Source organism: Exiguobacterium sp. HVEsp1 (genome assembly GCF_002009685.1).
Taxonomy (GTDB): Bacteria; Bacillota; Bacilli; order Exiguobacteriales; family Exiguobacteriaceae; genus Exiguobacterium; species Exiguobacterium profundum.
The window spans coordinates 1,158,223-1,182,686 of the sequence record NZ_KV917367.1; the positions used below are offsets into that span (position 1 = coordinate 1,158,223).

At 49.9% G+C, this 24,464-nt stretch carries 23 protein-coding genes and 1 riboswitch; of the genes, 20 read left to right on the plus strand and 3 right to left on the minus strand.

Translation table 11 applies throughout. From position 1 onward, the window contains the following. Positions 1 to 45: 45 nt before the first annotated feature. Together BV910_RS05960 and BV910_RS05965 are read left to right on the plus strand one after the other, a co-directional pair. Positions 46 to 876 carry a hypothetical protein gene (locus BV910_RS05960; protein WP_015881333.1) on the plus strand — a complete coding sequence of 277 codons (831 nt, stop codon included), beginning with the start codon at positions 46 to 48 and terminating at the stop codon, positions 874 to 876. Continuing rightward, positions 873 to 1,811: an FUSC family protein gene (locus BV910_RS05965; RefSeq protein ID WP_078146667.1), complete on the plus strand. Its 939-nt coding sequence runs from the start codon at positions 873 to 875 to the stop codon at positions 1,809 to 1,811. The genes BV910_RS05960 and BV910_RS05965 overlap by 4 nt, the downstream gene beginning before the upstream one ends. Here the strand turns inward: BV910_RS05965 and BV910_RS14895 are convergent. Both BV910_RS14895 and BV910_RS05975 read right to left on the minus strand, forming a co-directional pair. Then, positions 1,746 to 2,222 carry a hypothetical protein gene (locus tag BV910_RS14895; protein ID WP_240499804.1) on the minus strand — a complete coding sequence of 159 codons (477 nt, stop codon included), beginning with the start codon at positions 2,220 to 2,222 and terminating at the stop codon, positions 1,746 to 1,748. The two genes, BV910_RS05965 and BV910_RS14895, sit on opposite strands and share 66 nt — an antisense overlap. Positions 2,223 to 2,471: 249 nt before the next feature. After that, the gene (locus BV910_RS05975; protein ID WP_168169841.1) at positions 2,472 to 4,163 is read right to left on the minus strand and encodes an Rqc2 family fibronectin-binding protein; all 1,692 of its coding nucleotides are present in this window, start codon (positions 4,161 to 4,163) and stop codon (positions 2,472 to 2,474) included. A 131-nt stretch (positions 4,164 to 4,294) separates the two neighbouring features. Here BV910_RS05975 and gmk point away from each other — a divergent pair, with 131 nt between their 5' ends. From gmk to BV910_RS06040, 13 genes are all read left to right on the plus strand, one after another. Beyond that, positions 4,295 to 4,942, plus strand: coding sequence for a guanylate kinase (gene gmk / locus BV910_RS05980; RefSeq protein ID WP_031421596.1), 648 nt, complete (start codon positions 4,295 to 4,297; stop codon positions 4,940 to 4,942). Beyond that, the gene (rpoZ, locus tag BV910_RS05985; protein WP_015881337.1) at positions 4,942 to 5,151 is read left to right on the plus strand and encodes a DNA-directed RNA polymerase subunit omega; all 210 of its coding nucleotides are present in this window, start codon (positions 4,942 to 4,944) and stop codon (positions 5,149 to 5,151) included. Before gmk ends, rpoZ begins: the two co-directional genes overlap by 1 nt. Before the next feature lie 58 nt (positions 5,152 to 5,209). After that, a complete protein-coding gene (gene coaBC, locus BV910_RS05990; protein WP_078146669.1) occupies positions 5,210 to 6,400 on the plus strand; it encodes a bifunctional phosphopantothenoylcysteine decarboxylase/phosphopantothenate--cysteine ligase CoaBC in 1,191 nt (396 codons plus the stop codon). Further along, positions 6,397 to 8,721, plus strand: a complete 2,325-nt coding sequence (priA, locus tag BV910_RS05995; protein WP_078146670.1) for a primosomal protein N' — start codon at positions 6,397 to 6,399, stop codon at positions 8,719 to 8,721. The genes coaBC and priA overlap by 4 nt, the downstream gene beginning before the upstream one ends. Before the next feature lie 11 nt (positions 8,722 to 8,732). After that, a complete protein-coding gene (gene fmt, locus BV910_RS06000) occupies positions 8,733 to 10,133 on the plus strand; it encodes a methionyl-tRNA formyltransferase (protein ID WP_078146671.1) in 1,401 nt (466 codons plus the stop codon). Beyond that, on the plus strand, positions 10,120 to 11,451 hold the full coding sequence (gene rsmB, locus BV910_RS06005) for a 16S rRNA (cytosine(967)-C(5))-methyltransferase RsmB (RefSeq protein WP_078146672.1): 1,332 nt from the start codon (positions 10,120 to 10,122) through the stop codon (positions 11,449 to 11,451). The genes fmt and rsmB overlap by 14 nt, the downstream gene beginning before the upstream one ends. A gap of 3 nt (positions 11,452 to 11,454) precedes the next feature. After that, positions 11,455 to 12,540, plus strand: a complete 1,086-nt coding sequence (rlmN, locus tag BV910_RS06010; protein WP_015881342.1) for a dual-specificity RNA methyltransferase RlmN — start codon at positions 11,455 to 11,457, stop codon at positions 12,538 to 12,540. A gap of 8 nt (positions 12,541 to 12,548) precedes the next feature. Then, the gene (locus BV910_RS06015; protein WP_078146673.1) at positions 12,549 to 13,283 is read left to right on the plus strand and encodes a Stp1/IreP family PP2C-type Ser/Thr phosphatase; all 735 of its coding nucleotides are present in this window, start codon (positions 12,549 to 12,551) and stop codon (positions 13,281 to 13,283) included. 5 nt (positions 13,284 to 13,288) lie between these two features. Further along, positions 13,289 to 15,241 carry a Stk1 family PASTA domain-containing Ser/Thr kinase gene (gene pknB, locus BV910_RS06020; RefSeq protein WP_078146674.1) on the plus strand — a complete coding sequence of 651 codons (1,953 nt, stop codon included), beginning with the start codon at positions 13,289 to 13,291 and terminating at the stop codon, positions 15,239 to 15,241. Between the two features lie 42 nt (positions 15,242 to 15,283). Then, entirely contained in the window at positions 15,284 to 16,171 is an 888-nt protein-coding gene (gene rsgA, locus BV910_RS06025) for a ribosome small subunit-dependent GTPase A (RefSeq protein WP_047795432.1), read from the plus strand. Positions 16,172 to 16,174: 3 nt separating this feature from the next. Beyond that, on the plus strand, positions 16,175 to 16,831 hold the full coding sequence (gene rpe, locus BV910_RS06030) for a ribulose-phosphate 3-epimerase (protein ID WP_078146675.1): 657 nt from the start codon (positions 16,175 to 16,177) through the stop codon (positions 16,829 to 16,831). Between the two features lie 20 nt (positions 16,832 to 16,851). Further along, positions 16,852 to 16,952: riboswitch (TPP riboswitch) on the plus strand. A gap of 72 nt (positions 16,953 to 17,024) precedes the next feature. Then, positions 17,025 to 17,600: an energy-coupled thiamine transporter ThiT gene (gene thiT / locus BV910_RS06035; protein ID WP_078146676.1), complete on the plus strand. Its 576-nt coding sequence runs from the start codon at positions 17,025 to 17,027 to the stop codon at positions 17,598 to 17,600. After that, the gene (locus tag BV910_RS06040) at positions 17,597 to 18,184 is read left to right on the plus strand and encodes a thiamine diphosphokinase (protein WP_078146677.1); all 588 of its coding nucleotides are present in this window, start codon (positions 17,597 to 17,599) and stop codon (positions 18,182 to 18,184) included. The genes thiT and BV910_RS06040 overlap by 4 nt, the downstream gene beginning before the upstream one ends. 56 nt (positions 18,185 to 18,240) lie before the next feature. Here the strand turns inward: BV910_RS06040 and rpmB are convergent, their stop codons facing one another. Continuing rightward, a complete protein-coding gene (gene rpmB, locus BV910_RS06045) occupies positions 18,241 to 18,429 on the minus strand; it encodes a 50S ribosomal protein L28 (protein ID WP_015881349.1) in 189 nt (62 codons plus the stop codon). Between the two features lie 252 nt (positions 18,430 to 18,681). On the opposite strand from rpmB, the gene BV910_RS06050 reads away from it, so the two are divergent. From BV910_RS06050 to recG, 5 genes are all read left to right on the plus strand, one after another. Continuing rightward, complete coding sequence (locus tag BV910_RS06050; protein WP_015881350.1) at positions 18,682 to 19,044, plus strand: Asp23/Gls24 family envelope stress response protein; 363 nt, start codon at positions 18,682 to 18,684, stop codon at positions 19,042 to 19,044. Between the two features lie 22 nt (positions 19,045 to 19,066). Then, on the plus strand, positions 19,067 to 20,746 hold the full coding sequence (locus tag BV910_RS06055) for a DAK2 domain-containing protein (protein ID WP_201302241.1): 1,680 nt from the start codon (positions 19,067 to 19,069) through the stop codon (positions 20,744 to 20,746). A gap of 63 nt (positions 20,747 to 20,809) precedes the next feature. Further along, the gene (sdaAB, locus tag BV910_RS06060) at positions 20,810 to 21,472 is read left to right on the plus strand and encodes an L-serine ammonia-lyase, iron-sulfur-dependent subunit beta (protein WP_078146679.1); all 663 of its coding nucleotides are present in this window, start codon (positions 20,810 to 20,812) and stop codon (positions 21,470 to 21,472) included. Positions 21,473 to 21,484: 12 nt separating this feature from the next. Continuing rightward, positions 21,485 to 22,372, plus strand: coding sequence for an L-serine ammonia-lyase, iron-sulfur-dependent, subunit alpha (sdaAA, locus tag BV910_RS06065; RefSeq protein WP_078146680.1), 888 nt, complete (start codon positions 21,485 to 21,487; stop codon positions 22,370 to 22,372). Next, positions 22,359 to 24,389, plus strand: coding sequence for an ATP-dependent DNA helicase RecG (gene recG, locus BV910_RS06070; RefSeq protein ID WP_078146681.1), 2,031 nt, complete (start codon positions 22,359 to 22,361; stop codon positions 24,387 to 24,389). Before sdaAA ends, recG begins: the two co-directional genes overlap by 14 nt. Positions 24,390 to 24,464: the final 75 nt, after the last annotated feature.

Below are 24,464 nucleotides of genomic sequence, written 5' to 3' on the forward strand. Positions count from 1 at the left end.
TACTTCATGGTAAAATAACGGAAGTGATTCGAAAAGGAGAGGCATATGGCGTATTCAAGAAGCAAAGAGAAGACATGGAACGCACGATTTCGTGCAATTCCAAAACATCGTAAAATCGCCTTCGGTCTCGTCTTGACCATCATCCCAGCGCTCTTTTTTGTGAATTTATTTGTATTCAGTCATCTATTAGCGCTAGGAGACCAGTATGAAGACCGATATCAAATGAAGAAATTGCGACTCGAAACAGACCATGGGAACGTGGAATTTGTTCGTAGTCCAAATGAAAAGGTACAGATTGAAGTGATGCAGACCAATTCGAAAGAACGGCGCATCAAAGTCAAATCAGTCGGGGACACGATCTACGTCGTCGAGCGATATGGCTGGTTCAGCTATTTCGGAAGTCGGGCGAGCGATGAACCGTCGCGCTATAAGATTAAAGTCGCTTTGCCGAGCTCGATGACATCGGTTCATCTAGGAGCGGAGCAGGTGACAGGACAAGGATTGAATGCGAAGACGATTGTCATGGATGTGAATGCCGTCAATTTGAAACAGATTGATAGTGATCGACTGCGGATTGAATCGAAAAGCGATACGACTATCGAATCGGCACGACTTGTGACCGGTGACATTCGGTCCTATCGTCATGCGACTGTCAGCGATGTCGTCGTCAATCAAGCGATGACCATCCAGACGGAAGCCGGGACGCTCAGTTACGCGCCGAAACATGCGACAGGACAAGTGAACGTGACGACGACTGGAAAAGTCTCGAGTAGCGACCGTTACGAAGAAGTCGAACCCGGTGTGTATCAATTGTCGACATCGAATCGACCGGTGGTGGAACTGATTTCTGAGACAGGGAAGGTCGAACTGAAATGAATGGAAAACGATACATCCCGAAAGTCGGGTTACGTACGTTAAAAACCGGAATCGCCGTCGCCATCACCGTCGCCATCTCGTGGTATATCTTCGGGATCTATTCAGGGATGGGGGCCATCGCAGCAGTCGTGGCGATGCAACCGACCGTCAAGCGGTCATCTAAAATCGTGTTCAGTCGTATATTCGGAACGGTCGTCGGTCTTATGTGTGGACTTTTCATCGTCTATTTGTTCGGTGTCAATCCGCTCTCGATCGGATTAGCCGTCATCGTTTCGCTCACACTCAACACGACGTTCGATAAGACCCATATGTCGACGTATGCAGCGTTTGCCATCGTCATGATGCTCGAAAGTCCTACATCGGACTTCTTCCATTATGCGTGGACCCGTTCGTTATTGACAGCGGTCGGTGTGTTCGTTTCACTCGGTGTCAATTACGCATTCATGCCACCCCGTTATGAGGACCGATTGTTGAACGAGGTACGTAAGACTTCTTCTTATCTGTTCCATCATTGGCGAGAGCTCGTCGGTTCCCCGACAGAACTGCTCGAGACGCGAGCCCGCATCCTTGGCCATCAAGAGCTTCATATGATGCTCCAAGAGGATATGAAAGTGACGAACGTCAAATTGAAGCATATGACAATCAAACAGTACCGATTGTTGATTCACCTTGAAGACAAGCTGGTCTTGTTGCTAGAGAGTCTCGCCGAGCATCGAGAAGCTTTCCTTTTGATGAGTGAGGAAGAGCGACAGGCGTTTGAGTCTGAGTTCTTATACTTACTGGCACACCATCACGACATTCTCTATACATGTGACAAGCCCTATTCACTCTTCAAACTTCCACATGAAGATTTATCCGTTTCAGAAATTTTATACGGGCATTTGCTCGACTATCATGAACAGCTCGAGGCGTTCAAGCATGATCCGAAAACGTGAACCCTCTACACGTAGAAGACCCGCCATGATCATGACGGGTCCAGCTTGTTGACAAATAACATGTTCGAACTCGTCCTTCCGGCGCCCACGCTTTCCGCAGGCAATCCCGGAGCCGCATCGCGACTCAAGTCGCTGTTGGGTCTCCGTCGGATTGCTTTCCTGTCGGAGTCGGGGCGCCGTCGGGCGAGCAACGCAAACGGTCGTCATCTGGCGGCCGTTTGTCTTCTTCCAAGGCCTCGACGACCGAAGAAAAGCTCGATACTTACTTCGAATCGATGTATCAGGGGAAAGGGAAGGTAAACGCCGAGCCCGCCCGTCATCAATCCCGCGATCATCCGCCTCGGCCCGCCGTTCAACATCCGTTCCGTTCGTCAGACCGTGAAGGATGGATTGTGTCGACTTGTTGATCATCAGATCCACCCCTGTGTGTTCTTCTCACACCATTATATGGGATGAAGGACAAAAGGTGACCAAGAACGGGCAGGCGAGACTCCTGAGGGAATAGCAAGCAAAGGGAGACCCAGCAGTGACGCAGTCGCGATGCGGCTCCCTGCTTGCCCCTAGGAAAGCGAGCCGTGTCCGGGTTGGGCATATAAAAGACATTAGACCTATACTTTGTCTATAGTCTGGACCCGCCATCACGATGGCGGGTCTTCATGTTCACGATTGTTTCAATGACTTCATCAATTGCTCATCCGGAGTCACGTAGACGGTCTGTTGATCCGTGTAGATGACGAACCCGGGTTTCGCACCGCTCGGTTTTTTCACGAAGCGGGCGCGTGTGTAATCGACAGGCACGCCACTCGATGCGCGTGCCTTCGAGAAGTAGGCGGCGACTGATGCGGCTTCAAGTAATGTCGTTTCATCCGGTTCGGTCGAACGAATGATGACGTGAGACCCTGGGATGTCTTTAACATGAAGCCAAATCTCGTCACGGCGTGCGAATTTGAACGTCAGATGGTCGTTTTGCGTATTGTTCTTCCCGACAAAGAACTCTATTCCGGTCGAGGACGTATACGCTTCAAGCGAAATCTTCGGATTCGCTTTTTTCTTTTGTCGTTTTTGACGGATGTAGCCTTCTTCTGCGAGTTCTTCGCGAATCTCAAGAAGGTCGGACGGTGACGCGACGTCAAGTTGGGCGATAAGCGTCTCTAAATATTCGATTTCTGCATCGTTCAGCTCAATCTGTTTCTTCACTTCCACTTTTGCGACTTTTAATTTGTTGTATTTCTTATAATATTGCTGCGCATTCTCATTCGGTGTTTTGAGTGGATCGAGTGGAATGGAGAGGATTGCACCGTTTTCGTCATAATAATCGACGACTTCGGCGACGCGCATCCCTTTCTCGAGTTGGAATAAATACGTCGTCAACAACTCGCCGTATTTTTGTAACTCATCTGCCCGTTCTGTCGCTTTCAAATCATCCAAAAGGCGGCGGCGTTTTAATTGATTCTTTTCGAGTTCTGATTTCAAGAGCCGTTCCACATCGTGTGCTTGTTGTCTCACACGGTCACGGTTCGCTTTTTCATAGTAGAAACGGTCGAGCACTTCTTTACTCGATTCATACGTTTCCTCGGATTCGATGTCCCCGGCTGTCAACGCGATCGGAGCGAACCGTTCTTTGCCGTTCGCAAGTTGTTGGAAAACGTAGGGTCCATCGAGTTGACGAAGAACGTTCTCAAACGCTTGTTGTAAGGAGTCGCGATTCGGCGTTTTTGCGAGATGAACAACTTCCTGTGCGATTTGCGGACTGACGCCGGCGAACGTGGCGACAATCTGTTTATCAAGCTTGCCGGCGTTCCAATCGATTCGTTTCAATCCTTCTGTCATCTCCGTCAATGGGTCGAACTTGTGTTGTTCCGGCGGAAGGAGATAGTCACTACCCGGCATGATGGTCCGATACGTGTTTTGGGAAGGCGGGAGATGCTTGATGGCATCTAATATTTTGCCTTCTTCTGTCGTCAAGACGACGTTCGAGTGGCGTCCCATCAATTCGATGTATACTTTCTTCAATTCTTCATCGCCGAGCTCGTTACGAGAGCGGACCGAAATGACGATGACACGGTCTCGTCCGATTTGTTCGACCGCCGTGATGAATCCACCTTCTACATGTTTGCGGAGCATCATGCAAAACATCGGCGGTTCTTGTGGGTTTTTAATCGGTGTATCCGTCAACTGAAGACGGGCATACATCGCGTTTGCTGATATCAAGAGTTGCGCGTTCTGACGATTCGAGCGAATTTGAAGCATCAAATCGAGCGAATACGGTTGATGTACCTTGTTGATTCGCCCTCCGACGAGCGATTGTAATTCTTGTACGACACGATATGTCATTAATCCATCATAAGCCAATGATCTCATCACCTTTGTTCATTTTCTGTCTCTACGTTATCAGAAAAACAGAAAATATGGTACGATGGAGTAGGAAATCCGAACTTCTTCTTGCCGGGACAATTGATTGACTGCTATTATAATTAAATGTGATGTTAGAAGATGGAGGGCTTGCAGTGAATTTTAAAGAACGAGGATTATTAATCGTTTTGTCTGGACCGAGCGGTGTCGGAAAAGGGACCGTTTGCCGTGCTCTTCGCGAGGAAGAGGACAACAACCTTCAATATTCGGTGTCGGCGACGACCCGAAAACCACGTGAAGGGGAAGTTGAAGGGGTGCATTACTTCTTCAAATCGAGAGAAGAGTTCGAACGGATGATCGAACAAAAAGAACTGCTTGAACATGCCGAATTTGTCGGTAACTATTACGGGACGCCTGTAGAGTGGGTGCGTGAAACGCTCGAAAGCGGCCAAGATGTCATTCTTGAAATTGAGGTGCAAGGGGCGTTCCAAGTGAAGGAACTTCTCCCAGAAGCCGTCTTTTTATTCTTGGCACCACCAAGCCTTCAAGAACTTCGCAATCGTCTCATCGGACGAGGCACGGAGTCAGAAGAAGTCATTAAGCAACGCCTGCTCGTCGCGCGTGAAGAAATCGAGTTGATGGACGCCTACGACTATGTCGTCACGAACGACGAGGTCGACAAAGCCATCGATCGAATTAAAGCGATCGTGACAGCCGAGCATTGTAAACGTGAACGTGTTGCGTCACTCTATAAAAAAGCCATGATGGAGGTCATTTAATGTTATACCCTTCGATTGATGCCTTACAACGTACTATCCCGTCAAAATACACGATCGTTACGGTCGCTGCAAAACGGGCGCGTCAGATTCAAGATGGAAAAGCACCGAAAGTCGCCGAGCCAAAATCATATAAGCCGGTCGGTCAAGCGTTAGAAGAACTATTTTCGGGTGATACGACAATCATCGTGAACGAAAAAAACAACGGATGAAGTGTGACCCAAGTCGTTTGCGACTTGGGTCTCATTGTCTATAAGGGGGAGTTTGGGAATGGTGAAGGATCGTACTATTTTGTTATGTGTGAGTGGTGGCATCGCCGCCTATAAGGCGTGTGCGCTCACATCGAAATTGGTTCAAGCCGGAGCGAATGTTCGCGTCGCGATGACGAAGTCGGCAGAACAATTCGTGGGTCAGGCGACCTTCCAGGCGCTCAGTCGCAACCCGGTCTATACGGACGTGTTCGAAGAGCATGACCCGACAAAGATTGCACATATCGATGTCGTCGACTCGAGCGATTTGATTGTCGTGGCCCCGGCGACGGCAAATACGATTGCAAAATTGGCGAACGGGATTGCGGATGACTTTATTACGACGTCCATTTTGGCTGCGAAGTGCCCGGTCATCATCTCACCAGCGATGAATGTGAACATGCTCGAACATCCTGCCACACAGCGCAACATCGAGACGCTAAAATCATACGGCTATCAGTTGATTGAACCCGGTGTCGGCAACTTGGCTTGCGGATGGATTGGCGGGGGACGTCTGCCTGAACCGGAAGACTTGGTTCGCATCATCGAAAGCCAATTCGTTCCGAAACTATATCTTGGAAAAGATGTCTTGATCACGGCTGGCCCGACTGTCGAACGCATCGATCCCGTCCGTTACTTATCCAATGATTCGTCTGGAAAAATGGGCGTCGCACTCGCTGAGGTGGCTCGAGACATGGGCGCCCGTGTCACGCTCGTCCATGGCCCGCTTCAAGTTCCTGTCCCAGATGGCGTGACAGCGGTTCCCGTCAAGTCATGTGAGGAGATGCTGCGCGAAGTGACGAGCCGCTTTGAGGCTTCAGACCTTGTCGTGAAATCGGCGGCAGTTGCGGATTATCGTCCGAAAACGGTGCATTCGGAAAAACATAAAAAAGTTCACGGTCCACTCATGATCGAACTTGAAGAAACGACAGACATTTTAAAATCACTCGGTGAGAAGAAGACCCATCAAGTGTTGGTCGGATTTGCTGCTGAGACGGAACGACTCGAGGAGCATGCGGCAGCTAAGCTGAAGCGGAAAAACGTCGATTACCTCGTGGCGAACGATGTGTCTGGCAGTGACGTTGGATTCGGGGCGGACGACAATGAGGTCGTCTTGTTCCATGCAGACGGGACGACACATCGACTTCCGAAACAGTCGAAGAAACAGTTAGCGTTCGAGTTGCTCACACACTTTAAGGAAGCGGTCCGATGATTGCACATGTACATGTCGATGCACCGGTGATCACGATTGATCGTCCGTTTGATTACGAAGTACCTGAACAATTTGAGGCTTTGATTGAACCGGGCATGCGCGTCTCTGTCCCATTCGGGTCCCGTCGTCTGCTCGGGATTGTCGTCGGTACGTCAGATGGGACGAGAGATGGATTAAAACCGTTAGAAGCGCTGTTAGATGAGGAATCTTCACTCACCGATGAACTGCTCGCTTTATCCATTCATGTGAAAGAGACGACACTTTGCTTTCGTTCATCCGCCCTGCTCGCGATGCTTCCGGCCGCGCTCAAGGTGAGTTATGACAAAGAAATCAAAGAAGGGTATGTGCCTGATGGGGTCCGCCTCGGAACGCATTTATCGGAGTATCCAAAAGAAGTCCAATCGGTCATTCTTGGACTCGCTAAAAAAGGGGAGCTGATCTTAGCGCCCGTCTTAAAAGAAAAGAAGACTGTTAAGACCGACGTCGTCGTCGAGCTCCTCGATGCAACGGTCGTGCCAAAACGTGCGAAAAAGCAACTTGAAGCGGTCAACCTACTAAAGGAGACCCCACGCATGTATTGGTCGGCACTACGTCAAATTGGTCTGACTCGCCCACAACTGCAAAAACTTGCCGACCTCGGAGCGGTTCGATTGACCGAGGTCGAGTTGAACCGTGACCCGTACGCGACGATCGAGCAAGTCGAGGAATCGGTTCAATTGAACGACAGTCAGGCAAGTGCCGTCTTGGCCATACAGGAGGCTGAAGCAGGTGAGACGTTACTCGTCCACGGTGTGACGGGGAGTGGGAAGACCGAAGTCTATTTAGAATCAATCGGACAAGTCATCGATGAAGGCAAGCAGGCCATCTTACTCGTTCCTGAAATCAGTTTGACCCCGATGATGGTCAAACGCTTCAAGCGTCGTTTCGGCGATCGGGTCGCCGTGTTGCACAGTGCTCTGTCTAAAGGTGAGAAGTACGACGAGTGGCGTAAGATTAAACGGAATGAAGTCGACGTCGTCGTCGGTGCCCGTTCTGCCATCTTTGCCCCGCTCGACCGACTCGGTCTGATCATCTTAGATGAAGAGCACGAGACGACGTACAAGCAAGAAGAGAACCCGCGCTATCATGCGCGCGATGTTGCCATCTGGCGGGCTCGTTATCACGGTTGTCCTGTCGTGTTAGGCAGTGCGACCCCGTCACTTGAATCGTATGCCCGGGCACAAAAAGGCGTCTATCGCTATTTGCATTTGAAAGAACGGTATGGCGGTGAGATGCCACCGGTCCATATCATTGACATGCGCCGAGAGTTGGCGAAGGGCAATACGACGATGTTCTCGGAAGAATTGTTCCAAGGGATTCTCGACCGGATCGAGAAAAAAGAGCAGTGCGTCATTTTATTGAACCGTCGTGGATTCACGACGTTCGTCATGTGCCGGGACTGCGGGGAAGGCATGACATGTCCGCATTGTGCCGTCAATTTGACATATCATCAATATGGAGATCGGTTGAAGTGTCACTACTGCGGTTACGAGGTCGGTATGCCTTCGACGTGTCCATCCTGCAATAGTAAGAAAATCAAACAGTTCGGGTCGGGCACACAAAAAATCGAGACGGAACTGTTGAACCGGATTCCAGAAGCGCGCATCATCCGAATGGACCAGGATACGACGTCTCGAAAAGGTTCACATGAGCAGTTGTTGCGTCGTTTCGAAGAAGGGGAGGCCGACATCTTACTTGGCACGCAGATGATTGCCAAGGGGCTCGACTTCCCAAACGTCACCCTCGTCGGGGTACTCGCGGCGGATGCGACACTCGGGATGCCTGACTTTCGGGCGACCGAACGCACCTTCCAACTTGTCACGCAAGTGGCAGGAAGAGCCGGGCGCGGAAAACTTCCGGGTGAGGCGTTCGTCCAAACGTATAACCCGGACCATTATGTGATCGAGACTGCGAGTGAACATGATTATGAGACATTTTTCGCCAAAGAGATGGGACTCAGACAAGTCGGAAATCATCCTCCTTACTGGTTTTTAACGCTCGTCACGTTTTCGGCGGAAAATCCCCTTGTCGCCAAGGCCGAGGCAGAATTGTTCGCATCAGACTTTTTACAAGCACACGTGGAGAATAGTCGCTTGAATGGACCGATGCCGGCACCGTTATCGAAATTGAAGAACGCCTATCGTTATCAAGTATTCATTAAAACGAAACAACCCGATACGCTTTACGCCGAGCTGGCACGATTACAGCAAGCGAGAGCCAAAGCAATCAGCAAGAAAGAATATCAAATGAGTATCGATGTGAACCCATACGTATTCATGTGAGGTGGAGAGACATGTATAAAGTAGTAGAAGTACCGAATGACATTTTGCGCGTAACGTGCGAACCGGTGACAAAGTTTGATAAAAAATTGCGTCAGACTGTCGACCGATTGTTTGATACGATGTATGAGTATGACGGAGTTGGTGTCGCGGCACCGCAAGTCAATTTGAACCAGCGGCTCGCGGTCGTCCATACCGATGATGAGACGGGACCGCTCGTCTTGATCAACCCGGAAATCATTGAAACATCCGGTCGAGAAGTTGGACTAGAGGGATGTTTGAGCATCCCAGGCGAATTCGGATTCGTGGAACGACATGAGTCGATCGTCGTCAAGAATCAAGATTTGAAAGGGCGGACACATACGATTCAAGCGAGCGGCTTTTTCGCTCGTGCGATTCAACATGAGATGGATCATTTGGATGGCGTCTTGTTCACAAACAAGCTCGCCGTCCCGAACCCTGGAAAAGACAAACGCATCGTCTTCATGGGGACGCCGACGTTCGCCGTATCGGTACTTGAGCGACTGCTTGAAGAAGGATACAATGTCGTAGGTGTCGTATCGCAACCGGATAAACCGGTCGGGCGAAAACGTGAACTTAAGCCGACTCCAGTAAAAGAGTGTGCGCTTCGTCACGGTATTCCCGTGTTGCAGCCTGAAAAAGTGCGCACAGACTATGCAGAAATTTTAGAGCTGAAGCCTGATTTGATTGTGACGGCGGCGTACGGACAAATCGTGCCGACCGCCTTACTAGAAGCCCCGCCTCACGGAGCCATCAACGTACATGCCTCCCTCCTTCCGAAATATCGCGGAGGTGCCCCGATCCATCAAGCCATTCTTGATGGGGAGTCTGAGACAGGTGTGACGATCATGTACATGGTCGACAAGTTAGATGCAGGGGACATGATTGCCAATACCATCGTACCTATTGAAGAGACGGATACAGTCGGGTCTTTATTTGATAAACTGGCTGTAGCAGGAAGCGATCTTCTGATCCGTACGCTTCCGGCCTTCTTGGAAGGGTGGATTGAGGCGGTGCCTCAAGACGAGCGAGACGTGACGTTTGCCCCGAACATCAGCCGTGAGCGTGAACAGATCGATTGGACAATGAACGGCGAGTCCATCTACAACCATATTCGAGGAATGAACCCATTCCCGACGGCCTATTCAACGTTTGACGGTGAACGTGTGAAATTGTTCATGGGAGAGAAAACGACAGGTTCGGGACAGCCGGGAGAAGTCGTTCGTCTGGAAGAAGACGGATTTGTCGTGGCGACAGGGAACGACGTCGCCATCAAAGTGACCGATTTGCAACCTGCAGGTAAGAAACGGATGGATGGTGCAACCTTCATGCGTGGTACCGGACAAAAGCTACGGATTGGCGACCGATTAGGAGGAACTCATGAACGTACGTGAAGCAGCGCTTGATACGCTAATGAAAATTGAACAAGGCGGCGCGTATTCGACGATTGCCGTCAATGATACATTGAAACAAAAAAAAGTTGCCCCAAAAGATGTCGGTCTCTATACCGAACTCGTATATGGGACGCTCAGTCGCAAAGGGACGCTCGATTATATTTTGAAAGACCGCATCCGTTCGCCGAAGAAGCTAGACAAGTTTGTCCTCCCGCTTCTTCGGATGAGCGTTTATCAACTCTTCTATCTTGATAAAGTACCCGACCGGGCCGTCCTACACGAGGCGGTCGAAATCGCGAAAAAACGAGGTCATCACCTCGGAACGAGCAAATTCGTAAACGGGGTGTTACGAAATGTGCTTCGGGAAGGGTTTCCGGACTTTAGTGGCTTGACCGATGCAGAACGAATCGCCATCGAGCACAGTCATCCGGAATGGCTCGTATCAGATTGGATTGAGTTATATGGTGTGGAAACGGCAGAAGCGATTTGCCGATTAAACAATGAACCTGCTCCTGTTACGATTCGGGTCAACCGAAAGCGCATTTCAGTGGATGAGATGATGAACCGGTTGGCTGATGCTGGCGTCATGACGTCACGTTCGGAACTGTCGGCAGATGGACTCGTCGTAGAGTCTGGGAATGTCCATGCGACCCCATTTATCGAGGAAGGTTTCCTATCGATTCAAGATGAAAGCTCTATGATTGTCGCGGATGCACTCGGCGTGTCGAAAGACGATGTCATCCTAGACGCATGTGCCGCACCAGGCGGCAAGGCGATGCATACGGCAGAGCGGATGCAAGGTGGGTCGCTCACCGCGCTTGACCTTCATCCGCACAAAGCAAAATTGATTGACCAACAAGCGAAACGTCTACACATCAATGGAGTGACCGCACTTGCCCTTGATGCTCGTTTAGCAGGTGAACGGTTTGAAGAAGAGAGTTTTGACCGGATTCTTTTAGATGTCCCTTGTTCGGGCCTTGGCGTCATTCGTCGAAAGCCGGATATTAAATGGACGAAGGACAAAGCTCAACTCGAAAACTTACCAAAGATACAAAGACAAATCATTGATGCCGTATTGCCACTGCTCAAACCAGGTGGTACGCTAGTTTACTCGACATGTACAATCGACCCGTCTGAAAATGAGACGCAGGCTGACTATATTCTGTCGAAAGGGTTGATGTGGGACGAAACGCTCAAAGGTCGTCTCCCACAATCTGTTCGTCCGATGATGGAATCGGACCGTGCTGAACTAAAATTATTACCGACGACATTCGGGACCGACGGCTTCTATATCGCCGCATTTAAGAAAGAGGTATAAAAGATGAATCCAAAAGCAGTAGAAAAGAATCCACTCGTAGGCGCAAAACCGTCACTTTATTCGTTGACGTTCCCCGAACTTGAGGCATGGGTGATCGAGGCAGGAGAAAAGGCATTCCGTGCGAAACAATTATATGATTGGATGTACGTCAAACGGGTCACGACTTTTGATGATATGACCAACGTTCCGAAAGCGCTTCGCGACAAATTAGAGGCATCGTTCCAATTGACGACGTTAAAAGAATTGGTCAAGCAGGAATCCCAAGACGGCACAATCAAGTTCTTGTTTGAACTTCAGGACGGGTACTCAATTGAAACGGTACTCATGCGTCACGAATACGGAAACTCGATTTGTGTCACGACACAAGTCGGTTGCCGGATCGGATGTACGTTCTGTGCCTCGACACTCGGCGGCTTGAAACGAAACTTAGAAGCCGGGGAAATCACAGCCCAAGTGCTCGACGTACAACGTGCATTAGACGCGACAGGAGAGCGCGTCGACTCTATCGTCGTCATGGGAATCGGCGAACCGTTCGATAACTACGATGAGTTAATGCGTTTCTTACGTACTGTCAACCATGACAATGGACTCAACATCGGAGCACGACACATCACGGTATCGACGAGTGGGATTGTTCCAAAGATTTACAAGTTTGCCGATGAAGGTATGCGAATCAACTTCGCCATTTCACTTCACGCACCGACGACGGAATTGCGTACTAAGCTCATGCCGATCAACCGTGCCTTTGACTTGGACAAGTTGATGGATGCGGTCCGTTATTACACGGAGAAGAGCGGACGTCGCATCACGTTTGAATATGGACTCTTTGGTGGTGTCAACGATACGGAAGAATATGCCCATCTCTTGGCAGACCTGTTAAAAGGAATCAAATGTCACGTCAACTTGATTCCCGTCAACCATGTACTCGAACGTGACTATGTACGGACACCGCGAGCTCAAATCTTTGCCTTCGAAAAAGTGCTCAAAGACCGCAATGTGAACGTGACAATCCGTCGCGAGCAAGGGTCGGACATCGATGCCGCTTGTGGACAGCTTCGAGCGAAGGAGCGCGAACAAGAAACGAGGTAATCAGAAAGATGGAATTAGCATTTCGAACAGATCGTGGACAAGTACGCACACAAAATGAGGATGCAGTTTTAATCTTAGGTGATGCCATAACCGGGATTGCCCTGGTTGCAGACGGAATGGGTGGGCATGCAGCGGGAGAGGTCGCGAGTCAAATCGTGATTGAAGAGTTTAGACGGGCGTTCCCGTCTCTCCCGTCAACCCCTGTCGAAATCGAACGATGGTTCCGCCACCACATCGATTTGGCGAACGATCAAGTGTTGCAATTTGCGAAGCAGTCGAATCTTGTCATGATGGGAACGACTGTGGCAGCTGTTTGTTGGAATGAAGAAACGGTGGTCATCGTCCATATCGGAGATAGTCGCGTCTATGCGCTCCAGGCGAATGAGTTAAGACGTCTTACGGAGGACCATTCTTACGTCAATGTGCTCAAACAACTCGGTGAATTGACGGAAGAAGAGATGCGGGTTCATCCGAAACGAAATGTCATCACCCGGGCAATCGGTTCAAGCGAACAAGTCGAACCTGACGTGCAAGTGCTCGCTGACCCTGAGTTTGATGTGATTTTAATTTGTACGGATGGATTGACGACACACATGACCGATGTGGCGATTCAACACGTATTACAACAAACGGCATCCGCCGAACAAAAAGCGGAGCAACTCATTGCAGAAGCCAATCAATTGGGAGGAAGCGACAATATCACGGTCGCCCTCGTTCAATTCACAGATAGAAAGAGAGGATGAATCCGATGCGAAGCGGAGAACGAATCAACGATCGTTATCGGATCGAACAACAAATCGGCAGCGGAGGCATGGCAAATGTCTACCGGGCTCATGACGAGATCTTAAACCGAACCGTCGCCATCAAGGTGTTGCGATCTGAATTCTCACATAACGAACAATTTATACGTCGGTTCGAGCGAGAAGCCCATGCGGCTACGAGTCTGAACCATCCAAACATCGTGGCGATTTATGACGTCGGCGATGAAGAAGATTTGTACTATATCGTCATGGAGCATGTCGATGGGGTGACGTTAAAACAATATTTGCAAGAGGAATACATATCTGTCGATGAAGCGCTACGCATCATGGGACAGATTTGTGATGCGATTGACCATGCCCATGCGAATCGAATCATTCACCGTGATATCAAGCCGCAGAACATGATGATCGATCAGCACGGTAACGTGAAGGTGACCGATTTTGGGATTGCCGTGGCGATGTCGAATGCGACGTTGACGCATACGATGTCCGTACTCGGCTCGGTCCATTATTTCTCACCTGAGCAAGCGCGCGGTAAATTTGCTGATGAAAAGTCAGATATTTATTCGCTCGGTGCCGTACTGTACGAATTGTTGACAGCTCGTGTCCCGTTTATTGGCGAGACACCCGTCGCCGTCGCCCTTCAACATTTGCAAGATGACCCGATTCGACCGATGGACTTGAATCCGAATATTCCACAGGCACTCGAAAACTGCGTCATGCAAGCATTGTCGAAGTCACCAGGTGCCCGTCATGTTTCGGTCGCAGCCTTTAAGAAAGACTGCATGACTGCATTAAGCCGTGAACGCGCCAATGAGCCGAGACGTGTTCCGGCCAGTCAGGATGAGTTCGATCAAACGCTCGTCATGACACCGGTCATACCTGAAGAAAAACCAGAGACGCCAGTAACACCGACTCCGGTCACAGCGTCTAGTGAGCAAGAACCTGAAGCGGTGACTCCAGTAAAAAAGAAGAAACGCAAATGGTGGATTTGGATTTTACTCGTGTTGATCCTGATTGGAGGGAGCATTGCGGCATACGTGGTCGCCGATGAAATGTCACGAGCCGTCGTTCCGGATGTCGTTGGAATGAGTATCGGAGATGCCACTTCTGAACTTGAGAATGCCGATTTCGTCGTCGAAGTGACGGAGCGGGCGAGCGATGACGTCGAAGAAGGTGAGGTCATTTCGCAAAACCCACAAGAAGGGCGTAAACCCAAACGAGGCACGACGGTGACCATCGTCGTTTCGGCCGGGAAAGAAACCGTCGAAATGCCGAATGTGGAGGGATTGTCCCAAACAGCAGCTGAACGCATGTTAAAAGATCTGGCATTCAGTGACCTTGAAATCAAAACAGAAGCTTCGGAAACAGTCGCTAGCGGAGATGTGATTTCGCAATCGCTCGACCCAGGTGAGGAGGTCGTTCCTTCAGAAGTGACGGTGACGCTCGTCGTGTCGACAGGAAGCAACAAAGTCGAGCTGTCGAATCTCGCGGGATATACGTTTGACGAGGCATCGACTTATGCCGATCAAAACAAGTTAAAAATCGTGAGACGGGATGAGTTTTCGACAAGTGTACCTAAAGGTCAAATCATCCGTCAACTTCCAACGGCGGGTACGGCAGTCGATCCGGGAACAGAACTTACGGTCATCGTATCGGAAGGGGTTGAACCGACGGACGTCTCCATCGAACGTGAAGTGAGCGTCGAAGTCGAGCAACCGGAAAAAGACAAGAAACCGAAAGCCGTGGAGGTCGTGATTCGTACGGTCGATGCGCGTGGTGAAATTGAAGTGTTACGGGATAAAATCACAGAGACGACAACATACTCGTATACGCTCGTCATTGCTCCGGACGAAGTCGGGACCGCAACGATTGAAGTCGATGGTGAGATCGTCCGAACGGATTCAGTCACATATGCACAGGCCAAAGAGGCACAATAAAGAGGTGACGGTGTCGTCACCTCTTTTTTAAGGGAGGTAGTCATATTGAAAGGAACGATTATTCGTTTACAAGGCGGGTTTTATGATGTGATGACCGAGTCGAATCAAGAGATTCGGTGTCGGGCGAGAGGAAATTTTCGGAAACGAAACATCTCACCTGTCGTCGGCGATGACGTTGTCATTCAAGATCAAGAAGATGGGACAGGCTATATTTTAGAGGTGGAGGAACGTCAAAACCATCTCGTCCGCCCACCAATCGCCAACATCGATCAGGCATTTCTACTTTTTTCTGTGAAAGAACCGGCGTTTTCTTATCATTTGCTTGACCGATTCCTCGTATTGATCGAATCCAAACAGATTCATCCAATCATCGTGTTAACGAAGATGGACCTACTCAGTGAAGAAGAGACCGGACCGATTCAAGAAGCGGTCGCCCGCTATCGTGCCATCGGATATGACGTGATTGAAACGTCGACGGAGCTTTCGGATGGGGTCGATCAAGTACGGGGACTCTTCAAAGAGAAGACGAGCGTGTTTGCCGGTCAAACAGGTGTAGGGAAGAGTTCGCTTTTAAACGCAGTCGCGCCTGAACTCGAATTGGCCACAGGGAAAATTTCCAAATCACTCGGTCGTGGGAAACATACGACGCGTCACGTCACGCTCATTCAATTGGCCGACGGGCTTGTGGCGGATACGCCAGGATTTTCAAGTCTTGAGTTCCCACAAGAACTCGAGGCGGATGAACTAAGATGGTGCTTCCCAGAATTTGTGGAACGTCACGACGATTGCAAGTTCCGGGGATGCGTCCATATCAATGAACCGGGCTGTGCCATTAAACAAGCCGTAGAAGATGGCAAAATTGCTTCAACTCGTTATGAGAATTATGTTACCTTTATGGAGGAGTTAAACGATCGTAAACGGAGGTATTGACAGATGATTAAAATCGCACCATCAATTTTAGCAGCCGACTTTGCCAATTTGGAGACTGAAGTGAAAGCCGTTCAAGATGCGGGGGCGGATTATATCCATTTTGACGTGATGGATGGGCAGTTCGTGCCGAACATCTCGATTGGGCTACCAGTCCTCGCAAGCTTGCGCAAAAAATCAGACATGGTTCTCGATGTGCATTTGATGATTGATCAACCGGAACGCTATGTCGAAGATTTCGTCAAGGCGGGGGCAGACATTGTGACTGTTCACGTGGAAGCAACGAACCATTTACATCGAGTCTTGCAGCAAATCAAAGCGGCAGGGGCGAAATGTGGGGTCGTCTTGAACCCGCACACACCGCTCTCTACGATTGAACATATCCTTCAAGATGTCGATATGGTATTGCTCATGACCGTCAATCCAGGGTTTGGTGGACAAGCGTTCATTGAATCCGTCGTACCGAAAATCTCGGCGCTCAGTCAGCTTCGCAAAGACCGTCAGCTCGATTTTGAAATTGAGATTGATGGTGGTGTCAACGAAGAGACGGCGAAACGTTGCATTGATGCAGGGGCAGATGTCCTAGTTGCCGGTTCAGCCATTTACAATCAACCGGATTATAAAGCAGCCATCGATAGCATTCGTGGCGCATCTCGTGTATAATCGACGGTAGAACAACAAGATAGAGTCGCAAGGGGTGTCACATGATGTGGCTGAGAGGCATACGCTAACCCTTTGAACCTGTTCCGTTCACACGGACGTAGGGATGTGGCGAAAATGCACGTTGCGAATCCAAGCAGCATGGCGTTTACGTCATGCTGCTTTTTGTCGTTCACACAATAAAGGAGGAAGAAAGATGAAATCACGTTTTAAATTACAAGCACTCATCGAAATTTCATTGTTCGCAGCGCTTGGGCTAGTTTTTGATTTACTCATCCCATACCGATTGCCAGAAGGGGGATCAATCAGTCTGGCGATGCTCCCGATCTTTGTGATGGCGTTTCGTCACGGATTGAAAGGGGGACTTGCGACTGGTGCGCTCGTCGGGACGCTTCAACTCTTGTTCGGAGCCTATATCTTTACGCCAGTTCAGTTCTTGCTCGATTATACGGTCGCGTACGGACTTGTCGGCGTGGCCGGCGTCTTTGCCGGACGTGTGAAACAGGCCGCTGGTCAAGGCGCGACGAAGACCCTCGCTACCTATTTAGTGCTCGGAGCATTGATCGGGTCGGCGTTGCGTTATGCGGCTCACGTCATCTCAGGGATTGTCTTTTTCGCTGAGTATGCGAAGGGTCCGGTCGTGGCTTATTCACTTGGCTATAACGCAACGTATATGGTTCCGTCGTTTGTCATCTCAGCCATCGTATTAGTCTTACTCTTCACGACAGCTCCGCGATTCACGCGTGTTGCGACACGGGACATTCGTCAATGAACATCTTAATCGTCGCGGCGAGTCCGGAACCTATTCCGGACTTACCGCGTGATGCCGATTTTATCATCGGCGTCGATGGTGGATATCAAAGATTATTAGATGAAGGAATCGATGTCGACGTCGTCGTCGGAGACTTTGATTCGTTTGTCGGACCACCTCCTGAGGAGGCGCTACGTTACCCTTCTGAAAAGGATGTGACCGACCTCGAGATTGCGCTTCAATTGGCGATCGATCGGGGGGCGACCCAGATGGATGTGTACGGGGCACTCGGGGGACGAGTTGATATGACGTTCGCGAACGTCGGTCTACTCGAATCGTATCCGGGAATGGTTCTTCATGGGACGGGTCAAACGATTTTTCTCGCTCGGCCAGGAAGTTATGAGATTAAAAAACTAGATGAACATTACTTGTCTTTCATGCCTTGGAAAACCGCCACGATTTCAATTGAGGGGGTCAAATATCCACTCGACCGTCATCCGGTCCATAGCGCGCAAGCGTTGACCGTTTCAAATGAGTGGAGCGAAGAGCGTGCCTTGTTGACGGTCCATGAAGGAATGGTCCTCGTCATGCTCGTCAAAAAATAAGCAAAAAAAATCCCATCGGCGAATGCCGCTGGGATTTATTCGTTCGTGTATAAGTATTATACGCGTTCAACGAGACCTGATTTAAGTGCGCGAGCTGAAACCCAAACGCGTTTCGGTTTACCGTCAACGAGAATACGAACTTTTTGTACGTTTACACCCCAAGTACGTTTTGTCTTGTTGAGTGCGTGCGAACGGTTGTTACCTGATTTAGGTGATTTACCTGTTACGTAGCATTTACGTGCCATGCGTTTCCCCTCCTTTTTTATGTGGGTTCGTCCTAATAGACACTCGTTTATATTAGCACGGCTTTTTTCCCGATGCAACTAGAAAATCATACCATGACAAGAAAAAAACTTGACATTACTCTCAAGGATTTGAATAATGAATGAGGTTATCGCGTTAATTGACCGAGATTCTGGAGCAGGTTCTTTTAATAACTAGGTACTTATTGTAGAATGTACATTAGGAATCATTCCGAATAAAGGAGGCTACTCCATATGGCAATTGAAATGAAGACAACATATGGCAATATTGACATCACAAGTGACGTCATCGCGACACTCGCAGGTGGTGCGGCGATGGAATGCTTCGGTGTGGTCGGCATGGCTTCACAGGCACAATTGAAAGACGGCATTGCTGAATTGTTAAAACGTGAAAATTACGCGCGTGGTGTCGTCGTACGTCAAGAGGATGAGGACGTACATATCGACATGCACATCATTGTAAGCTACGGGACGAAAGTATCTGAAGTCGCATACAACGTGCAAAGCCGAGTGAAATATACGCTCGGAGAAACTTTAGGATTAAACGTTTCGTCGGTAAATATATTCGTTCAAGGCGTTCGTCTGACGAATGACTGACGAAAACGGAGGAGGATTTGGTGTGGGTTTAAATCGTTTAGATGGCGTGGCGCTCTCAAACATGATCGCAAACGGAGCGGCCAACTTGAGCCAAAACGCAGATTATGTAGATTCGCTTAACGTCTTCCCGGTTCCAGACGGAGACACGGGAACGAACATGAACTTGACGATGACGTCAGGTGCGAAAGAAGTAGCAGCCATGAACTCATCTGATATCGCAGAGGTATCATCAAAGTTCGCTCGTGGACTCCTGATGGGAGCACGTGGAAACTCAGGCGTTATTTTAAGCCAATTGTTCCGCGGCTTCGGGAAAGCCGTTGAAGGTAAGACGGAACTCACGACAGTTGATTTTGCAGAAGCGCTCAAACGCGGTGTCGACACGGCATACAAGGCGGTTATGAAACCGGTTGAAGGAACGATTTTAACGGTTGCTCGTGAAGCGGCTGATGAAGCGCTCCTTGCGTCTGAGTCGACAAGTGATTTCACAGAGTTCATGAAACGTGTCATCGTCGAAGCAAAAGCTTCGTTAGACCGTACACCGGACTTGTTACCGGTGTTAAAAGAAGTCGGGGTCGTCGACTCAGGTGGTCAAGGACTTCTCGTCATTTACGAAGGATTCCTTGCGAGTCTTGAAGGAAAGGAACTCGAAAAACCACATACTCCGGTGATGGATGCATTGATTGAAGCAGAACACCATGCGCATGCAGCGCAAGGATTCATGTCAACAGAAGATATCGAATTCGGTTACTGTACGGAAATCATGGTCCGTTTCCAAGAGGACAAGTTGAAAGATGCACCGTTCAACGAAGATGCATTCCGAAACGAGTTGTCTGAACTCGGGGACTCTCTTCTTGTCGTCGCGGACGAGGAGCTCTTGAAAGTTCACGTTCACGTCGAGACGCCAGGTGAGGTCATCACGAAAGGTCAGCGCTTCGGTGAACTTGTCGCAGTCAAAATTGAGAACATGCGTCAACAACACTCGACGATTCTTGAAGAAGAACACGGTGCCAACCAACACGGTGTTCAACAAGCGGAGAAGCCGAAAGCACCATTTGCCATCGTAACGGTCGCAATGGGTGAAGGCGTCAGCGAACTGTTCCGTTCACTCGGGGCGGCCCACGTCATCGAAGGTGGTCAGACGATGAACCCGTCGACGGAAGATATCGTCAAGGCGATTGAATCGGCACATGCGGAACACGTCTTCATCTTCCCGAACAACTCCAACATCATCATGGCGGCTGAACAAGCGGCGTCTGTCGCACCGTGTGGCGTGTCGGTCATTCCGACGAAGACCGTCCCACAAGGTCTTGCGGCAGCCATCGCATTCAATCCTGAAGCGGATGTCGAGATGAATGAACAAGCGATGAAAGCGGCAGCGGCGACAGTGAAGTCCGGTCAAGTGACGTACGCTGTTCGTGATACGAGCATCGATGGCGTTGAAATCAAAAAAGATGAGCACATGGCGATTGCTGAGAAGAAAATCGTTTCTTCGTCTCCATCGAGTTTAGAAGCGGCTAAACGATTAGTCGATGCGCTCATCGACGCAGACGACGAAATCGTCACGATCTTAACAGGAGAAGGCTCTTCTGCATCGGACGTAGAAGCGTTGACGTCATATATCGAATCGGTGAACGACGAGATTGAAATTGAAGTTCACGACGGTAAACAACCGCTTTACTCTTATATTTTTAGTGTGGAATAAGCTGTTTCGAATCCCTACCTTCTGTATAATGAAGGTAGGGATTTTTGAAAGGGGGAAAAATTGATGAAATATCGTAGTGTGTTTGACATTATTGGCCCGGTCATGGTCGGACCGTCGAGTTCGCATACAGCAGGTGCTGCCCGCATCGGCTTGATGGCTGGTAAGTTGTTCGGGAGAACGCCGCGTACCGCGCACATCACATTTTATGGGTCGTTTGCTGACACGTATCGGGGACACGGTACGGATGTGGCCATCGTCGGTGGAATCATGGGATTCGATACATTCGATCTGAGAATCCCACAAGCGTTAGACATCGCCCGTGAAAAAGGGATCGAGGTCATTTTTGAGACGAGTGATCTGTTGACGGATCACCCGAATACGGCCCGGGTCTTACTCGAAGATGAATTGGGCACATTTGAGATTGTCGGGATCTCAATCGGCGGGGGAACGATTGAAATTACCGAACTGAACGGATTCCCGTTGAAACTGACAGGTGGGGGGCCTGCACTCGTCGTCTTGCACCATGATCGATTCGGGGCCATCGCGGCTGTGACCGGTGTGTTGGCGAATCACCAATTAAACATTGGTCATATGGAAGTGAGCCGCCATGAAAAAGGGATGCAGGCGTTGATGGCGATTGAGATTGATGAGACCATTCCTGCGGAAGTGTTAGCAGAGCTGGAACGGTTACCGCAAATCGAACGGATAGCTATTTTTGGGGAATGAGGAGAATGTGTGATGTTTAAATCAGTAGAGGAATTAGTGACGATTGCAACAGAACGGAGCATCCCGATTTCTGAAGTGATGATCGAGCAGGAGATGCATGTCAGACGTGCCAGTCGAGAGGACATCATCGGGATGATGGACCGAAATCTTGAGGTGATGGAAGAAGCGGTCGAACGCGCACTCCAAGGTGTCACGTCGGTTACGGGATTGACGGGGAATGATGCCGTACTCATGCAAGAGTATATTCGTTCAGGCAAGTCGCTCGCGGGAGACCTCATTTTAGATGCCGTCTCGAAAGCAATTGGGACGAACGAAGTGAACGCGGCGATGGGACGAATCTGTGCGACACCGACGGCGGGAAGCGCGGGCGTCGTACCAGGAACGTTGTTTGCGGTAAAAGATCGTCTAGAAATGGACCGCGACGCGATGATCCGTTACTTGTTCACGTCAGGTGCGTTCGGATTCGTCGTGGCGAACAACGCCTCGATTTCAGGGGCGGCTGGTGGATGTCAGGCCGAGGTCGGGTCGGCGACAGGCATGGCAGCCGCGGCCATCGTTGAAGCAGCTGGCGGGACACCGGACCAGTCGGCTACGGCATTTGCGATAGCCCTAAAAAATATGCTCGGTCTCGTCTGTGATCCTGTGGCGGGGCTGGTGGAAGTTCCATGCGTCAAGCGAAACGCCATGGGCGGTGCCAACGCTATTGTCGCAGCAGATATGGCGCTCGCGGGGATTACCTCACGTATTCCTTGTGACGAAGTCATCTCGGCGATGCATGAAGTGGGCCAAATGATGCCGACGGCCTTAAAAGAAACCGCTAAAGGTGGACTTGCCAATACACCGACGGCTCGTCGCCTCGAACGAAATATATTTGGAGCGAAAGAAGATGCAAAACAATGATCAACTGACGACGCTGAAAGGGGTCGGGCCAGAGATGGCCAAAAAGTTAGAAGTGATGGGACTTGTTCGAATCGAGGACGTGCTTGAGCACGTCCCGTTTCGTTATGAGAATTATAATAGTGGGACGGTGACGACGGCTGTGCACGGCGACCTCGTCAAATGGAGCGGGACAGTCCAAGGCGAACCGCTCGTTCGTTACTATAGTAAAGGGAAAAATCGTCTCCAGTTCCGGTTGTTACTCGAAGACCGATACGCCGTCCAAGTGACGATGTTCAACCGTGCCTTCTATAAAGAAAAATTGGTGATTGGGGAGACGGTGACGGTCAAAGGGAAATGGGACATGAACCGGATGACGATCAGCGCGACCGACCTTGAATTTGGTACCCCGTCAGGCGGACTGCAACCGATTTATTCATTGCGTGCCGGACTGACACAAAAGAATTTCAGTCGAATCGTTAAACTCGCTTTTGAACAGGTGAACGATCTGCCCGAAAAGGTCCCGCATACTATTCGCGACCGATATCGATTAGTTGACCGGATGACGATGCTTCGTGGGATGCATTTCCCGGATACGGTTGAGACCTATAAACTGGCGAGACGAAGCTATGTTTATGAAGAGTGTCTCATGTATCAGTTAAAATTACAGGCGTTTCGTAAAATGGAGCGGTCAGGAAACGGTCGGGCCCTTCACCTCGATAAGCATCAATTGAATGAATTCGTCAAACGGCTCGCATTCCCGTTAACAGGAGCCCAAACACGGGTCATCCGTGAAATCGTATCTGACCTTGAAAAACCAGAACGGATGAACCGATTGTTACAAGGGGATGTCGGGAGCGGGAAGACCGTCGTTGCCGCGATTGCCTTGTATGCGACTGTGACGGCCGGGTATCAAGGGGCTTTGATGGTGCCAACAGAAATCCTTGCCGAACAACATGCGACATCGTTACAGGAATTATTTGAACCGTTTGGCATCACGATCGCCCTCCTGACGAGCTCGGTGAAAGGGAAGGCGCGCGAAGCCCTACTGACGGAAATCCGATTGGGTGACGTCGACATCATCGTCGGGACGCACGCGCTCATCCAAGGACCGGTCGAATTTTCGAATTTACATTTGGCGATCACAGATGAACAACATCGATTCGGTGTCGAACAACGGAAGAAACTTCGCGATAAAGCTGAATTCGCGGACGTCTTATATATGACCGCGACGCCGATTCCGAGGACGCTTGCCATCAGTGCGTTCGGAGAGATGGATGTTTCCACGATCGATGAGATGCCAAAAGGACGAAAGCCGATTGAAACGTATTGGGCGAAACACGACCAGATCGATCGTGTGCATGCAATGGTCGATCGGGAACTTGCACTCGGCCGTCAAGCGTATGTGATTGCACCTCTCATCGAGGAGTCGGATACACTAGAAGTGGAGAGTGCGACGGCACTGTATGAGCTGTTGAAAGAACGCTTCTCGAACTATGGTGTTGGTCTGATGCATGGGAAGCTATCGAGTACAGAAAAAGACGAGGTCATGAAATCATTCGCCGACAACGCGACACAGATTCTCGTCTCCACAACGGTCGTCGAGGTCGGGGTGAACGTTCCAAACGCTTCACTCATCATCATCCATGACGCTGAGCGTTTCGGTCTCGCGCAATTACACCAGTTGCGTGGCCGTGTCGGTCGTGGTGCCCATCAATCGTTCTGTATCCTCGTCGGGGACCCAAAGTCAGATGTCGGGAAAGTTCGACTGAAAACGATGACGGAGACGAACGATGGGTTCGTATTGGCGGAGAAAGATTTAGAGTTACGTGGGGCTGGTGATTTCTTCGGGACCGCACAGAGTGGTCTCCCAAGTTTCCGGGTCGCCGATCCCGTTCTCGATTTGAAAGTGATGGAAGTGGCCATGCAAGATGCCGTGAAACTTCTTGGGAGCGACGCCTTTTGGCATGACGCTCAATATGAAGGGTTACGTGGTTATTTGAAACAACTCGACCTTCTCGTTGGGGAAAGGTTAGAATAGTACTTGAAAATGACGACTAAAGAATATATACTGCTATTAGTACCAGGTATTAAGTTCTTTAGCGATTAGTTTAGG